Consider the following 15325-nt stretch of genomic DNA (forward strand, 5'->3'; position numbering starts at 1 on the left):
ATACCTTTCACGCTTCATCCGTTGTCCCTTGCCACGGCCCGCTTCGCGCGCGCCGTGGCTTTTTCATTTCTGCCTCATCCATTCATCTATCTGTCGGAGTCATTCCATGAACATCACCAATATCAAGTCCAAAGTCATGCTGTCGTCGGTCACGATCTCGACCTGGCAGGCACGCTGTTTCGACGTCAAGGCGACCGAAGAAGTTGAGAAGTCGCACGAGACGAAGGGTATCGGCCGTTTCAACAAGCGTCTGATGCCTGAACATGCGCCGAGCTACAGGGAGGTGGTTTCGATCGGCAACCGCATCCGCTCGTACTACTACGACCACTCGCTCAAGTACGATCAACTGGGTGTGCGCCTTCTGCCGACGATGGTCTATATGGACTTCGCGGATCAGATGCGCAAGCTGAAGGACGAGTTCGAACTGGCCGTGTCCGTTTTCCTGACGGACTATCTGGACCTGAAGGAAAAGGCACGTGCTGAGCTGAACGGGCTGTTCAACGAGGCGGACTATCCGAGCCTCGCGCAGATGTCCGGTAAGTTCGGGATCAAGATGGCGGTGCTTCCGTTTCCGGACGCGAGCCAGTTTGGTATCGATCTGCCCGACGACGTTCTGTCAGCTTTGCGCACCGATATCGACCAGCACGTTCTGGCCAGTATCTCGGCGGCCAACAACGATCTGGTCGGCCGCCTTTACGAGGCCACTTCGAAGCTTGCCGACCGGTTGTACGCTGAAGGCAATGTGCGACTGGACGTGACCAATCAGGTTCGCGAACTGTGTGCGCTCCTGCCGAAGCTGAATTTCAGCAACGATCCGAAGCTCACGCACATCCTCGAGCAGGCGAAGAAGCACCTTGCCGTGCACACCGGGGCGGAACTGAAGGAGTCGCGGGTGCTGCGCTCGCAGGTTGCCGCCAAGGCCCAGGAAATCGAAGGCCTGATGGCGGCGTTCATGGGCAGCACGCCGGAGCCGATGATCGATCAGGAGCCGGTGACTCAGGAGCAGACGCCGCTTCTGCGTCTGGTCGCGTGAGGTGGCTATGGACGCTCGTATCTCGAAGCAGAGAACCGCGCTTGTGCTGGACCAGCCGTTTTTCGGGGCGCTGGCGTTGCGGCTCAAGGTGGTCGAAGATCCGTGGTGCAAGACGTTCTGGACCGATTCGGTTTCGATCGGATACAACCCATCGTATCTGTCGCAACTGAACGATCTTCAGACGCGCGGGGTGCTGGCTCATGAAGTACTGCACGTGGCCGGCGGCCACTGCTGGCGCCAGGGCGATCGCGACCCGGATCTCTGGAACGACGCGTGTGACTACGCGATCAATCCGATCATCATCGATGCGGGCATGCAGTTGCCCAAGGGTGTGTTGATTGATGCCCGGTTTACCGGAAAGTCCGCTGAAGAGATCTACGGCATCCTCGCGCAGGAGAAGCGGAACAGGGAGAAGCAACGGCAGGAGCAGCAGGGTCAAGGGCAGCAGGATAGTGGCAATCCAGCAGGGAAGTCTGGTTCTCAGCCGGGCGTCCCGAACGGAGGCAGCAGCCCGCCGCAATCCGCGAACGGCGCGAACACACCGTCCGCAAACCCTGACCCCAGCGCTTCGCCGCCTTCTCACGACACCGCTTTCTCGTGTGGTGAGGTTCGTCAGTATGTCGCCGACGATCGCGCAAGGCAGGAGGCCGAGTGGAAGGTTGCCGTGCATCAGGCCGCGAAGGCGGCCCAGATGCGCGGCGGAATGCCGGGAGCGCTGCAGGGAATGATCGCCCAGGCGGTTGAGCCTGCCGTCGACTGGCGACCCATTCTGCACCGCTTTGCGCAGGAATCGTCACCGACGGACTACAGCTACCTGATGCCGAACCGGCGTTATTTGCACCTGGGGTTGTATCTGCCCTCGCTGCATGAACCGGCGGTAGGCGACGCGGTGTTTGTTCGCGATTCAAGCGGCTCGGTATGGGACGAGACGCAGGCACAGTTCGCGGCGGAAATTGTCGCTGTGAATGACGGCGTGCGGCCGCGACGGCTGATCGTGATGGATTGCGATACCCGTGTGACACAGATGCAGATCTTCGAGCGGGGTGACGCAGTCGATTTCGAACTGCAACCCGTTCGCGGCGGTGGCGGTACTTCGTTTGTCGAGCCGTTCAGGCGGCTCGCAGCAGAGGGCATTCATCCGGCGTTTCTCGTGTATCTCACCGACATGGATGGCCGCTTCCCCGATGAAGCGCCGTCGTATCCCGTTCTCTGGGCGTCGACCACGCCGCTTAAGCGGGCAAAGAAGGCGCCATTCGGTGAAACGGTTGAAGTTATCTGCTAGGGGCTTGTTGTTTGCCCATTCTCTTGAACCCAACCCGGCTGCTGCAGCCGGGTTTTTTTTCGCCCAGAACGATCGCTAACCCGGCGTTCCGAGCCGGTTCCATAAATTACAAGGTCACTCGCGGGGAGCGCCAGCTTGAAAGCCTTGCTGGGCAAGGGAAAGAAGGCTTCAGGCCTTCGCGAGGACCGTGAGCCGGCTCACGGTCCTTTTACACGTTGCGTAACAGACATCGATATTAACAGGAAAAAAGAGAACATTAATCCGCGTCGCGCAACAATTTGCGAGGTCCCCGACCGCATATGAACGTTAACGAACGACCTGCTACCGTTGCGCTTGGATCGGTGACTTACTGGCGTTGCGGAGAAGCGAGCGCTCCAAACGGCTCGCCCTCACGGAACCGGTCAAGACGGTTGCTCGCCTCGGCCATTGCTGACATGGGTGCGCGCCGAAGCTGCTCGTCGTACATGGTCGCGATTATGGCGAACTGCGTGAAACCGTTGTCGTCGAGCTGCCAGACGCCCGAGTCGCGCCCGCGATCGAATGCCGCAGAGATAACTGCCTCGGCGCTACGCATCTGTCCGACAGTTGCGTGGCCGTACCCCAAATCGGCTAACAGACCAACGAGAATCATCGCCTGGCACAGCGTCTGGGCGGTGTTCACATTCCCTTTTCCACGCCGCATGGCATCGAGCGCAAGGTGGATCTGAAGAGAGAGTTCATCCGCCGCCGCGCGAGGCATTGGCAGTAACAGCGTCTTGCCCCGGCGCGCGTTGGTCACCTGTGGGCGTCGCGAGTAGTGAATGTTTCTGGTCATCAAGCGGATCATTAAACGGTGCGAAGTCGGATTCCATACAGACGATTCCGTTCGCAAGGGAGTCAAAAGCTACACGATTATGGGGGTCTTTCTGACTTAAGACCGTGAGCCGGCTCGTCCGAGCGCGGGCCGGGGCGTACGCCCGTGGAAGTCTATGGTTGTTCAGCGACGAAAGCTCGCCGCGCGCGAAAGCTGTCTCATTTCATGCTTCTTTCCGAGCGCCGCGCAATCAGGCAGTCTGAACAATAGCAGCATGTCTCACGATACCGAAAATCCCCTGCTCAAGGTGCGCCCGCTCGAGGAGAGCGCGGTGCGGATGTTCTTCGAGTCTGTTCTTCCGTTGCGTGAACAGTTCGAAGCGCCCGATGTTGCCGAAATCATGATCAACAATTTCGACAGCGTCTGGGTCGAGCGGCGCGGGGCCATGCATCGGCTCCCTCTGGTTCTTAACCAGGCGACGCTCAATGGCGCGATCCTGTCGTTGGCCGCGTCCGTCGAGAAGTCAGCGCGTGCAGGAACCTCACAGGGCATCATCAACGCGGGTCACAAGGGCCTGCGTATCGCCGCCGTGATGAGGCCGACCGCGATCGACGGCCATGCGCTGTCGATCCGAAAGCACCGCGAGTCGAACCTCTCCCTGCAGGACTACGTCGCGATGGGGGCGTTCTCCCGCGTTCATGCACGCACCCAGCGCAACGACGACGACCTCTTTCATCCCGGCATCGAAAACGAAGCGCTCATGGAAGCGGTCCGCCAGCTTGTCATCCGGCGCAAGAACATCCTTGTCGCGGGCGGCACCTCGACAGGTAAGACGACGTTTCTCAACGCGCTAGGTGCGGATATACCGGCCGACGAGCGCGTCATCAGCATCGAAGACACCATGGAACTGAAGCTGCGCGTGCCGAACCTGGTGCGCCTGCTGTCGAATCCGGACAAAGGTGTCACGACCCAGGCACTCGTTGCACTTTGCCTGCGGTTCAGACCCGATCGCATCATCGTTGGTGAGGTGCGTGGCGGCGAAGCGTACGACTTCATCCAGGCGCTGAGCACCGGCCACGACGGTGGCCTCGGGTCCATCCACTCCAACGACGCCCGCGGTGGGCTGAGCCGGCTTGAGAGCCTCGCCATGCTGGGTATTCCGACGGGTAGTCGCTGGGAGCTCTCGGACATGCGCAAGGCTATCGCGGACTGCTTCCATTACGTCATTCATCTTCGCCGCACAGGCGAGTTGCGCCACGTATCCGAGATCGTCGAGATCAAGGGCTTTCAGAACGGGGATTACATCCTCAATCGCGTTTTTTAACTTACCGGAGTCATTGCATGAAGAAGTACGTCTCACAGTTTTTCGCGGCCGCTCGCTCGCGTGTGGACGCGATGCGTCAGTTCATCTGGTCCAGATTCCTGACGCGCCGCGAACTGCGCACCACCCTGGTCGCCGCCGTCCTCGCGGGATTTGCGCCGTTTGCATCGGCGGTGAGTCTGGACGACCTGGGGTCCGCAACCGACGCTATCTGCCTGATCTCCGCGTATATCAGCGGTCCGTGGCTCTTCGTCATTGGCTGCGTGGTGATTATCCTCGCCGCGGTCGCTATCGGCAGTTCTGAAAGCACGATCGTCAAGGTGATTTCTACATGTTTCGTCGGCATTGGCATCGCCGCATGCGCGGTACCAATCATGAAAAACCATTTCCACATCAGCTACACCTGTGCGTAAGCCGACAAAGGTCAGCCGCGGTCTTTCGCTGCCCCGCCAGATGGGCGGCGCCGACCGCGGACTCGCGATTGCCAACGGCACGATGACCGTGCTGCTCTGTTACGCCAGCATGACCCCCACATTTCTTGTCGTTGGTATCGGGGTGCACTGGCTCCTGCGCTGGAAGAGCCAGCGCGATCCATGGTGGCGGCAGGTCATGCTCGTCTATAACCGCTACGCGGATGTCTATCGGCCGTGGCCCTCGTCGAAGTCGTCGGCACGGTTCAAACGCCCCTATGGGTTCGATCAGGATCTCCCATGCTGAAGAAGAGACTCGCTGTCCGGTCAATCCAGGAGGTCGCTCCCTGGGCCACGATGGTGACGCCCGAACTTATCCTCGACAAGGATGGCTCGCTGCTTGCCGTCTTTGACTTCGAAGGCGTCGATGCAGACACGCCAAATGTGGGCGATATCTCGGCTGCGCGCGACAACCTCGACCACGCCTGCAAGAACTTCGACCATCGTGTTACGGCGTGGTGGAGGCTTGCTCACAGGCGCGTTCAGGGAAAGATAGACGGCGAGTTCAACTCCGACATCGATGCGCACATCGATGAAATCAACCGCAGGCATGTGGGCAGCGGCAAGTACTTCCGCAACTCCCATTCCCTCGCGCTCGCCTTTACGCCCGAAACCGGCGTGAACCGGGTGTTCGACAAGATCGCCTATCACATGACGGTGGGCGGCAAGTCGATCCTGATTGCCATGATCGAAGCCTTGAAGGATTCGCTGCTCGCCCGCAGCGCGTTTGTGTTCGATCTCGAACGGTTGACGTCCGACATCAAGCGCTTTGAGGGTGTTCTCGACGCATTCAGGGGCGGTGTTACGCGACTCAGGATGAAGCGGCTCTCGCTCCAGACGGCACTGGCCTTCCTGCATCAGTCGGCGAATCCCTCCGTGCCGCCGCGGCGCGTTCGATATCCGGTGACGATGCTCGATTCTCACCTGACCGAGAGCGAGATCACGATCGGCGCCGAAATGCTGATGTTCGAATCGGCGTACGGAAAGCGCTTTGCCAAGATCGTGGCCGTCAAGGAATGGATGGGATTCCAGGAGGCGGCGCTTGACGTGTTAGGCGAGGTCGATGCGGAGCTGGACGTTTGCGTGATGTTCCGCTTCCTCGATACGAGCAAGGCGAGCGGGTACGTCGACACGATCCGCAAGTTCTACAAGATGGCCGCGTTCAACCCGTGGGCGATGGTCAAGGCGTATTTTGCAAAGGAAGAACAGAAGAACGACAAGGGACGGGAGACGCTCGCCGAGGAGGCGGAAAACGCTCTCGCGAAGATACAGGCCGAGGGCCAGCAATTCGGTTTCGCCAATGTGTCGGTGGTCGTCTACGGCAACACTGTCCAGGAATGCGAGGACGCGACTCGTGAGGTCATAGGTCGGATCGGTAACGCCGGCTTCGGCGTCATCATAGAGCGGGACAATCTCTTTGCGGCATGGGCCTCCACCATGCCCGGCCGATGGGACCAGCAGCGGCGGTTGCAGTTCGTCGAGACCGCGACGGTGTCGGATATTGCACCGGTTCGCAGCGTGGCCGAAGGCAGCGACGTGAACGCATGGCTGACCCAGCAGTCCGGCCGGCGCACAGGTCCGCTCACCATGCTCCCGACGCGTCACAAGACGCTACAGCGCGTGAATCTGCACATTCCTGGCGGCGCATCACATCTGCTCGTGCTGGGCCCGATCGGCATGGGCAAGTCGATCATGCTCAACTTCCTGATGTCGCAGACTGGACGCCACGGTGCACGGCGCGTTCGCTTCGACAAGGACCGCTCCACACGTATTCCGACCGTGCTCGCCGGCGGGCGCTTCATCGACGCGACAGGACGTTTTGAGGCGGCCACGTCGGTCAATCCACTGTCCCTGCTGCACGACAAGAAACACTATCCGTATGTCGCCGAGTGGGTGCAGATGGCGATCGAAGACGACACGTTCCGTTGCACGAAGCTGCAGGAGCGGGAGATCTTCGACGCGGTGGTGACGCTCGGGGACGGCTACGGTCCCGAACTCTGGACGCTGTCATTCCTGAATACGCTGCTTTCCATCGAGCTGCGCGACCGGCTCGCTGTGTGGACACAGGGCGAGAAGAACGGCCGGTTTTTTGACCACGCCGAAGACGCATTCGAACTGTCCGATGACATCTCAATCGAGATGGGTGACCTGTTCAACAATTTCCCGGTCGCGGCCGCGCTCTTCATGGACTACGCGTTCTACCGGATCGCGCAGTGGCTCGATGGCAAGCGCTACACCGTGATCGAGGTGGAGGAGGCCGGATTCTTCTTCCAGAACGAGCGCTTCTACAAACGGCTGGAAGTGTGGGCTGTGACCATCCGGAAGCTGAACGCAACCTTGATGATGGCGACACAGTCGCTCGCCCAGGTCGCGCGAATCGCCGACTTTGAGGTGTTGAAGGAAAACATCCCGAACATCCTCTATCTGCCGAACCCGGACGCGAAGAACAACCTGCATCTCTACCGCGACAAGTTCGGTCTCACGCTGAGCCAGATCGACATGGTGGCCAACGCCGTGCCGAACCGCGATTACCTGTGGGTGACGCCGACCCAGACCCGAATGCTTCAGGCGAGCTTCCCGAAAGAAACGCTCGCTGTGCTTCGGTCCGATGGGCGTGCACAGGCGGTGCTGGACAAGCACTTCAAGTCCGGTGCGCAGAACTGGAAACAGAATTACCTCGCAGAAATGATGACACTCGACTGACCCGAAGGGGACCAACCATGAAAAAACTATTTGTACGCTTGGCCGCGGCCGTCGGCCTGACGTTTTTCGCTTCACAGGCCGCTTATGCGCAGTTGACGGTCATCGATCCGACCAACCTGATCCAGAACACCATTACGGCCTTGAAGTCGATCAAGACCGAGGTCTACCAGGACAGCAATATTGCCTACCAGTACCAGATGATGGCAAACCAGCTGTTGCAGGCGACCAACCTCGATCCCACCGCGATGAAAGCGCAGTACGATCAGATCACGGGTGACATCGACAAGTACAAACAGCTTGCCAGCACCGCGACGGATCTCTATGGCGACCTTCAGGACGGCGGTCAATGGCTGAACCATGTCCAGTCGCTGATCTCGCGATCGGGCAAGTCAAATGCCCAGTGGTTTGCCGACATGGCTTCGCTGTACAACCAGCGCGACAAACAGGCGACCCAGCTTCTGCAGACGGGCAACAGCGTGATGACGCATATCCAGACGCTCGCCAAACGCCGCCAGGATCTGCAGTCCCAGATGGCGCTGACTCCGACCGCCCAGGCAACCGCGGAACTGACCACGCACTACCTCGACATCGTCTCAAGCCAGATGAGCGACATGCTCCAACTGGCCGCAGGGAAGCAGCAGAAGGAGGCACAGCAGGAATCGGCGTCTAACGCGGATGACAAGAACAAGGCGGCATCCGCGAAGGCGTTCCTCGAGCAGCAGGAAGCCGAGCGTGCGGCTTACGGATTCTAGGACGGACGGGCCCGACCATGTGGCATGAATTTAGGCGCATCATCGCCGCCATATTGCTTCCTGTGCTGCTGCTCTGCGCGCCGGCGGCGGCATTCGCCGATGATCCTCAGGTACTTCCCGACGGCACGGTCGTCCCCGGCAACTCGTCGGGCAGCACTGCGACGACAAATGCGAGTTCATATGTCAAGCCGGGGGAGTTTGCAGCAGGCAGCAAGCAGGCGATGGACCGGATCACAGCGCTGTTCTCGTCGGTGATGAACACAGCCGTGGCAATCAGCGAGCAGATCAAGCCGGAGGCGGACAAGTTCGCAGGAGGGCTTGGCGTTATCACGCTTGTACTGGCCGCTGTCCGCTTCGCAGCGACGAGAGATCCGGTGATGGCATGGCTGGCAGTCTTCGAAGAGGTCGGCATCCTCGGAATTTTTGCATCGTTCTATATTGAGTTTTCGCAGTTCGGGCCGGGGTTTTACAAATGGTTCCTCACGCTGGCGAACACCATCAGCGGCGCCGACATGTCGAGCTCGCTCAGTATCATTGGCAATGCGGCGGGGCAGATCCTCGATGCGGTCGTGAAGGCCTTTTCCGGCGCCGGGTGGACCGCGATTTTCGGGGTGCTTATCGCGGTTGTGCCGCTGCTGTTCGCATGGCTTGTCCTGTCTGTTACCGCCGTCGTATTCGTTTTCTTTATCAACCTCGGCCAGCTGCAGTTCGCGTGCGGCGTTGTCATGGGTCAGATAGCGTTCGCCCTTGGCTTCTCGTCTTTCACGCGGGGCTACTTCAAGACGTGGCTCGACTTCATGATCAGCGCCGGCATGTACGTCGTCGTTGCCGCGATCCTGATGCGCCTCGTAACCCATAGCCTGATTGAGGCGGTTCAGGATGCCGCCGGTAAAGGCTTGACGACTACCGGGGCAAGTGGCTACGTGTTCGACCTCGCCATCTTCGTGTTCCTGGTGTCGTTCGAGATTCCAAAGATCGCGGGTATGTTTGGCGGTGGCGCGAACGCGAGCGGCGCGATGGTCGGCAAGGTCGGCCGGGCGCTTACCGGAGGGTTGATGCCATGAACGGGCCCACGGCAACCGGCGCGGCAGCACTGCTGGAACAGCACCAGCGACGTATTGACCTGATCACGCAGTGCGCCAACGAGCCGAACAGGGGTGAGTTCGACCGCAAATGGCTTTCGGTGCTGCGCGGCTGTGCGGCGTGGTTCTCCACGCTCCCGCTCAGCCCGCAGCTTTACCATGACGCCGGCGGGGCGTTTCGCTGCACCATCGAAACGGCCTTCTTCGCGATGAGGCTCGCCAGCGGGCGCAAGTTCGGTACGAACCTGCCTTCGGAACAGCGCAGGCGGATAGAGCCGCAGTACAACTACGCAGTATTCCTCTGCGCAACGTGTTCGAGGCTGGATGAGCCCTACCGGCATCTCCAGATTTTGCGCGACACTGACCGGGTGGAGTGGAATCCGTCGATTCACGGCGGCCTTGAGGCGTGGCTGGGAAATTCGCCTTACCGGATCGTGGTCCGGCCGGCTCCGTTGCCTGTCGAGCGGATGCGCACGGGCATGCTTGCGCAGGTGCTGATCGGTTCACAGCTGCTTGCCGGGCTCGATGGCGAAGTGCTCGCGGAGACGTTCGGCGCGATCAATCCAGTTCCACAGCCGCAAGGCATCGAGACGCTTTTGCACAAGGTGGTGCGTGAGGCCGTCAACGTTGCGGACGAGTCAGACCGGAAGGCGCAGCGCGGCGTGTTCGCGCCGGTGAGCTATACCGTTCCGTCGGCCGTACAGGTTGCTGCTGAACTGCAGCCGGTTGTTGCGCCGGCGCCCGCGCCGTCCTCGCCGTCCCCATCACCATCACCATCACCATCACCGTCGCCGTCACCGTCACCATCGCCAGCACCGTCAGCCGCGACCTCAGTACCGAAAGCTGCGCCGCAGGGGCCGGCAGCGGGGGACGCGACCGTCGAGGAGCCGTCTGCGTCGCCTTTGCCGTTCGAGGCGGCCGCCGCGCCAACTCCGATGCACGCGGCCGAAGGTGCATCTCCAGCCCGACCGGCAGGCCCGTCGGCTGAGCGCATCGCCACCTCTTCTCACGCGGCGCGCGCGCAGTCGTTGCATGAAGCCATCGGTATCACGCGGGAGGCGGACCCGGCCACAGCGCCAGAGCAGAAGCCGGTGGACCCGGCCGGAATGCGCGCGACTCCTCGAGCGGGGGACGCGCGCGAAAAGCCCGAAGCGCCAGCGGGGTTTGACGACGTACTCAAGGGCCTGCCCAACTCCGTTCGCGAACTGTTCGTCGCACTGCGGGAAGACGTCGTCGCGGGTTCAGCCAAGGTCGAGTGGAACGACAAGGGCCTGGTGATTGGCAAGCGCCTTATTGGTAGTTATGGGCTGGCGTCGAGCACGCTCGTTGAGCACATGCGCAAGCGAAGTCTGATGGTTGCAGATGGCGCTACTGACATTACCCTTGCCCCTCGGGCGGGCCAGCTTATTCTGGAGCGATCGGCGTGACCAGTTACATCAACCACTTCCGACCGATATACGAGTTCCGCGCGGCTGTCTTCTGGCTCGCTGCGTGCGTTTTGCTGCCGATTTCCGGTATGCCGTACGCGTGGGCATTCATGCTCGTTGGTCTCTCGTTCCTGCTGGTGCGCTCCCTGCAGATCTGGAGCGCGCTGAAGTTCCGCATGGCGATTTCGACCAAGTGGCTCACTACGCTGCAGGTGCCCAGGCTGCTGCAGGTCCAGAAGCGCATGCGCGAAGAGGCGAACTCCATGTACCTGGGCATCGGCTACGAATGGACCCAGAAGCATTGCCAGATCGCGCACGACATCCTGCGCATGCCGACGACTGACATACCGGGCCTGCCGCGATGGCTGAACAAGACAAAGACGGGCCGCAGGATCGAGGAAGCGATCGAGGGCATCTTCGCTCCCAAAGACAGTATTCGCGACGTCATGCCTCAGGGTTCTTCGTGGATACACGGCATGGAACCGAAGAAGGCGCTCGTTCCGTTCCACTACAAGGCGATGGGCGGCCACACCCTGGTGGGCGGCACGACCGGTGCCGGCAAGACGCGCACATACGAGGTGATCTCCACGCAGGTCATTCACCTGGGCGACGTGCTGATCATCGTGGACCCGAAGAACGACGCCGAGTGGAAGCGCCGGGTCGAGAAGGAGTGCGCACGATCCGGCCGCAAGTTTCTGTACTTCAATCAGGCCAAGCCGTCGGAGTCGATCCGCCTGAATCCAATCGAGAACTGGTCGCAGCCCTCAGAAATTCCGAGCCGGATCGCGCAGTTGATGGAAGAGGGGCCATTCCGCGACTTTGCGTTCCTGTTTATCGACCGTGCTGTGAAGGGCGAACTTTACATCGGCGACAAGCCGACTTTGCGCTCCATCCTTAAGTATGCGCAGTCGGGAATCACCACACTGCTTGAGAAAAGCCTGAGGCGCTTTTTCGTGGAGCAGGGGCTATCAGACTGGGAAGAGCAGGTCGCAACGGAAACGACTCGCCAGGGCGCGCGCAACAACGGCGCCGGGCCGATCGACGCGATGATCGCGCTGTACACCGCGCGGTTTGCGGCGCATGAGCGCGGTCATGAAGCGATCGACGGATTGATCGCGACGCACGTGCACGACCGCGAGCACTACATGCGCATCATTGCGTCGGCCCTTCCCCTGCTGCAGATGCTCGCTACCGGCGAGACCGGATTGATGCTCGCGCCAAAGGCCGACGACTTCGACGACGAGCGCGAGATCTGGGATATCGACAAGATCATCAAGCAGAAGGCCGTCCTCTATATGGGCCTGGATTCGCTATCGAACAACATCGTGCAGAAGGCGATCGCATCGATGATCCTGTCCGACGTCGCAGCAGTGTGCGGCTCGATCTATAACTTCTACGATTCGCCACCCGAGGTGGTCCTCATCATCGATGAAATCGCGGAGGCGATCAACGAACAGGTGATCCAGATATTGAACAAGGGGCGGGGCGCCGGCTTCAAGGCGTTCGTCGCCTTCCAGGCCCGGGCGGACCTGGAGGCTCGCCTTGGAAATGCGGCCAAGATGTTGCAGGTTTTGGGCAATCTGAACAACCAGATCATTCTACGCTTGGAGGACAGTGATACGGCGCAGTGGTTCTCGGACAAGGTCGGTGAAACCGCCATTCGGAACATGACGATCACTGGCAGCACGAGCACCGGCAGTGAGGCCCACATCGGTGAATTCACCGGCGGGGTTTCCCGTTCGCTACAACTGGAGAAGGCTCCTCTGATTCCCACTGGCCTGATACATAAACTTCCGAACCTGCAGTACTTCATGCGCATCTCGGGCGCAGCTGTGTATCAGGGACGTATTCCAATCCTTCAAGGCTAACCAAAACGCATGTCTGCCGTATTCAAAAAAATCATCCGCGACTACAAGCTGTCGTCCCGCCTCGTCCCGGTATTCACGGTGGCGCCGGAGCTTGAGCTCGCCTGCGCACGTGTGGCCGATTTCATCGGGGAGAAGTTCATCGGCGAGTCGGAGCCGCTCGTCAAGGAGATGCTCGACAGTGGCCTCGCGGCGTACAAACGGACGCGAAAGACCGGGAATCCGCATATTGCATTCATGCAGGGTCTGTTCGCGGGCGCGCATCTGCTTTACGCGCGCCGGTACGTCGCCCGCGACGGCGAGCGGTATCACGTATGGCCGCCGATGCTTGAGCCGGTCACTCAGTTCGAGGCGAGGCATGTGGCGCTCGGCACCGAAATGGTCAACGAGCAATGCCCGGAGTCCATCACGCAGCGGTCAGCTGCCTTTCAGTTAGCCGCTCGCGCACTGACCGGCGAGCATTTCAGGCTCTATTTCGAGGACTATGATGTCGCCCACACTTTTCCTGATAGCGAAGCTGTCGCGGGTTGACCCGGACGTCGCTCGGCGCGCTATGTCCACCGCAAGGGCACAGGACGAGGTAGACGCGCCGAGGCCGGCCGAATTTTCCAGGGGCAGCGGCGCGATGGTCTACGCGCTGGCTTTGTTCGCCACGCGTCGCCCCCTGCATTTCTGGGTGGGGCTGAGCGGGCTCGTCGCGTTCCCGATCTACATTCTCGCGAGGATCGTCACGAACCTGCTGGAATGGAGTGTCCACACCTATGGCCAGTAGCCGCTTTGTATCCCACATAAAGTGGTGGTTCTTTTTCGTGCCGCTGATAGCGGTACTGGTCATGCCTGCGATACCCGACCGTTCATGGTTTTCGATCAACGACGAGGAGGTAAAGTCCGTGGTCTCGATAGTTGGGGCAGACCGGGCGGACGAGGCCGTGGCGCTGACTAACGCCCGGTTCAGGCGCTGGTTTGTGCAAAGCGGTCTCGTGCGCTCGACCATGAACGCGGCCGGCAGGGGAGAAATCAGCGATGGTGGCATGTCGGACCTCGCGCAGGCCTGGGTGCACAACTTCTGGCTCGAGATCTACCGCGTGGTCTATCGCGCGACCGTGATGAAGCTGTTCATTCTCGGCACGGTTGTGTTTTGCGTTGCCGCCTTCGTCGACGGTACGGTCCGGCGCAAGATAAAAGCATCCGCCGCCGGCTTCGCGAGCCCGCTGTCGTTCCATCTGGCCGGGCATGGCATCCTGCTCGTATTCGGCGTCTCCTTCGCCGTGCTGGTCCTGCCGGTTCCGATCTACGCGCAGTGCTGGATTGCGGTCGCCGCGATCCTGGGCGCGCTTTTGTGGAAAGCGGCCTCGTCGTATCAGTAGAGCGACCGGGGAAAGCTATACGGTTTTCTGTAGCTTTCCCAGTTAAGACCGTGAGCCGGCTCGTCCGAGACGTGTTTTTGCGCCCATCAGTTCCTGTCTCGACCCTCCTTCGCTTTCGCCCGTTAGTCGGCTTCACGCCGACCACGAACTCCCTCCCATACCGCAGGCCCCTTTGAACGCCGCTGTGCAAAGTGCACGCTGCGTTCCCGTTCGCCTCTATGAAGCCGTCCAACGATGAGCTGACGCGAAAGCGGCTAGAAATCGCCCACGTTTTCGCCGGCGATCAACGATTGCTGCGCAAACAATAGAGTCCATGCCGCGCGCGGGCGCGTGCACTTACCAAAGGACACAAATATGAGCGCCATCACCGAAGAATCGAAGCCAGACGCCGCCACTGAACCGGTTGCAAAACCCGCGGAATTTAGCGCGGCAGCGGGAGATGCTGCCCCGGTCGAGCCGGCGAAACTGGTCACCGACGGCGCGGACGGCGGCGAGATTGAGGCCGAACTCCAGCAGATGGAAGAAGCGGCCAACACCCTTCAGAAAGAAGGGATGATCAGCGAGTCGGAGGCAGCGGAAAAGCGTGAACAGGTCGCGCGCACGCGAAAGCTGTTTCGCGAACTCTCGCCGGCAGAGCGTGTAGCGATCGTGCAGCGACGCCGGGAGATCGGCCGCGAACTGATGAACAGGCAGTTGTCGGGCGCTGCCGTCGTGCAAGCCACCGTGCGGCTGAACCATACCCGTCTCAAACCGCTGTTCGAACAGTGGTGGCCGTATCTGAACCGTATGAGCATCAACCTGCAGCGCTTCGGGCGATCCACCTTCGGTACGGAAGATCTCGGCACCGTCACCGCATGGTTTGAAAAACAGGTTGGCGAACTTGAAGCCTACGTCGAAGAGCAACTGAACGTAGCTGCGGGCTTTCGCGAGAAGACGGAGGGCAGGATGAAGGAGCAGGGCGACATTGTGTTCGCGCCGACGGTCACGAAGCCTTCGCTCGATATCCAGGTCGAAGCCTACTCGCGTTTCTCCATGCGCGTTCTCTCCCTCCTGCTGAAATTCGACAAGGTGATGGATCACTTTGACTTCCTGGTGTGGAATGGCGTGCGCGATCAGTCGGACGTGGACGAGGAGACCACCCGCTTTCTGCGCAAGTTCCATCCTGTCGGCGTGCGCGGCTACATGACCCACTTGCGCCTGATGACCACGGTGCGAGGCCGCTAACGGGAG

At 60.5% G+C, this 15325-nt stretch carries 15 protein-coding genes; 14 read left to right on the plus strand and 1 reads right to left on the minus strand.

Going from position 1 to position 15325, the window contains the following annotated elements; genetic code table 11:
- Positions 1 to 106: 106 nt before the first annotated feature.
- Both AB6809_RS27595 and AB6809_RS27600 read left to right on the plus strand, forming a co-directional pair.
- Positions 107 to 1033, plus strand: coding sequence for a hypothetical protein (locus AB6809_RS27595; protein ID WP_371027558.1), 927 nt, complete (start codon positions 107 to 109; stop codon positions 1031 to 1033).
- 7 nt (positions 1034 to 1040) lie between these two features.
- Positions 1041 to 2315, plus strand: a complete 1275-nt coding sequence (locus AB6809_RS27600) for a VWA-like domain-containing protein (RefSeq protein WP_371027559.1) — start codon at positions 1041 to 1043, stop codon at positions 2313 to 2315.
- A 346-nt stretch (positions 2316 to 2661) separates the two neighbouring features.
- Here AB6809_RS27600 and AB6809_RS27605 read toward each other — a convergent pair whose 3' ends face one another.
- Entirely contained in the window at positions 2662 to 3129 is a 468-nt protein-coding gene (locus AB6809_RS27605) for a hypothetical protein (protein ID WP_371027560.1), read from the minus strand.
- Between the two features lie 253 nt (positions 3130 to 3382).
- Between AB6809_RS27605 and AB6809_RS27610 the strand changes: the two genes are divergently transcribed.
- The 12 genes from AB6809_RS27610 to AB6809_RS27665 all read left to right on the plus strand — a co-directional run bounded on the left by AB6809_RS27610 (position 3383) and on the right by AB6809_RS27665 (position 15319).
- Positions 3383 to 4432, plus strand: a complete 1050-nt coding sequence (locus AB6809_RS27610) for a CpaF family protein (protein ID WP_371027561.1) — start codon at positions 3383 to 3385, stop codon at positions 4430 to 4432.
- Between the two features lie 17 nt (positions 4433 to 4449).
- Positions 4450 to 4842, plus strand: a complete 393-nt coding sequence (locus AB6809_RS27615; protein WP_214880057.1) for a conjugal transfer protein TrbC — start codon at positions 4450 to 4452, stop codon at positions 4840 to 4842.
- The gene (locus AB6809_RS27620) at positions 4835 to 5146 is read left to right on the plus strand and encodes a VirB3 family type IV secretion system protein (protein ID WP_371027562.1); all 312 of its coding nucleotides are present in this window, start codon (positions 4835 to 4837) and stop codon (positions 5144 to 5146) included. Before AB6809_RS27615 ends, AB6809_RS27620 begins: the two co-directional genes overlap by 8 nt.
- Positions 5140 to 7602, plus strand: a complete 2463-nt coding sequence (locus AB6809_RS27625; protein ID WP_371027563.1) for a VirB4 family type IV secretion system protein — start codon at positions 5140 to 5142, stop codon at positions 7600 to 7602. The genes AB6809_RS27620 and AB6809_RS27625 overlap by 7 nt, the downstream gene beginning before the upstream one ends.
- 17 nt (positions 7603 to 7619) lie before the next feature.
- Positions 7620 to 8354, plus strand: coding sequence for a type VI secretion protein (locus AB6809_RS27630; protein ID WP_371027564.1), 735 nt, complete (start codon positions 7620 to 7622; stop codon positions 8352 to 8354).
- Between the two features lie 17 nt (positions 8355 to 8371).
- Positions 8372 to 9418: a type IV secretion system protein gene (locus AB6809_RS27635; RefSeq protein ID WP_371027565.1), complete on the plus strand. Its 1047-nt coding sequence runs from the start codon at positions 8372 to 8374 to the stop codon at positions 9416 to 9418.
- A complete protein-coding gene (locus AB6809_RS27640; protein WP_371027566.1) occupies positions 9415 to 10863 on the plus strand; it encodes a TraI domain-containing protein in 1449 nt (482 codons plus the stop codon). Before AB6809_RS27635 ends, AB6809_RS27640 begins: the two co-directional genes overlap by 4 nt.
- Entirely contained in the window at positions 10860 to 12731 is a 1872-nt protein-coding gene (gene traD / locus AB6809_RS27645; protein WP_371027567.1) for a conjugative transfer system coupling protein TraD, read from the plus strand. Before AB6809_RS27640 ends, traD begins: the two co-directional genes overlap by 4 nt.
- Positions 12732 to 12740: 9 nt before the next feature.
- Entirely contained in the window at positions 12741 to 13259 is a 519-nt protein-coding gene (locus AB6809_RS27650) for a hypothetical protein (RefSeq protein WP_371027568.1), read from the plus strand.
- Positions 13260 to 13281: 22 nt separating this feature from the next.
- A complete protein-coding gene (locus AB6809_RS27655) occupies positions 13282 to 13500 on the plus strand; it encodes a hypothetical protein (RefSeq protein WP_371027569.1) in 219 nt (72 codons plus the stop codon).
- Positions 13490 to 14095, plus strand: a complete 606-nt coding sequence (locus tag AB6809_RS27660; RefSeq protein ID WP_371027570.1) for a DUF4400 domain-containing protein — start codon at positions 13490 to 13492, stop codon at positions 14093 to 14095. The genes AB6809_RS27655 and AB6809_RS27660 overlap by 11 nt, the downstream gene beginning before the upstream one ends.
- A 354-nt stretch (positions 14096 to 14449) precedes the next feature.
- The gene (locus tag AB6809_RS27665) at positions 14450 to 15319 is read left to right on the plus strand and encodes an ATPase (RefSeq protein WP_371027571.1); all 870 of its coding nucleotides are present in this window, start codon (positions 14450 to 14452) and stop codon (positions 15317 to 15319) included.
- Positions 15320 to 15325 lie beyond the last annotated feature (6 nt).

The organism is Paraburkholderia sp. RCC_158, from assembly GCF_041355255.1.
GTDB lineage: Bacteria > Pseudomonadota > Gammaproteobacteria > Burkholderiales > Burkholderiaceae > Paraburkholderia > Paraburkholderia graminis.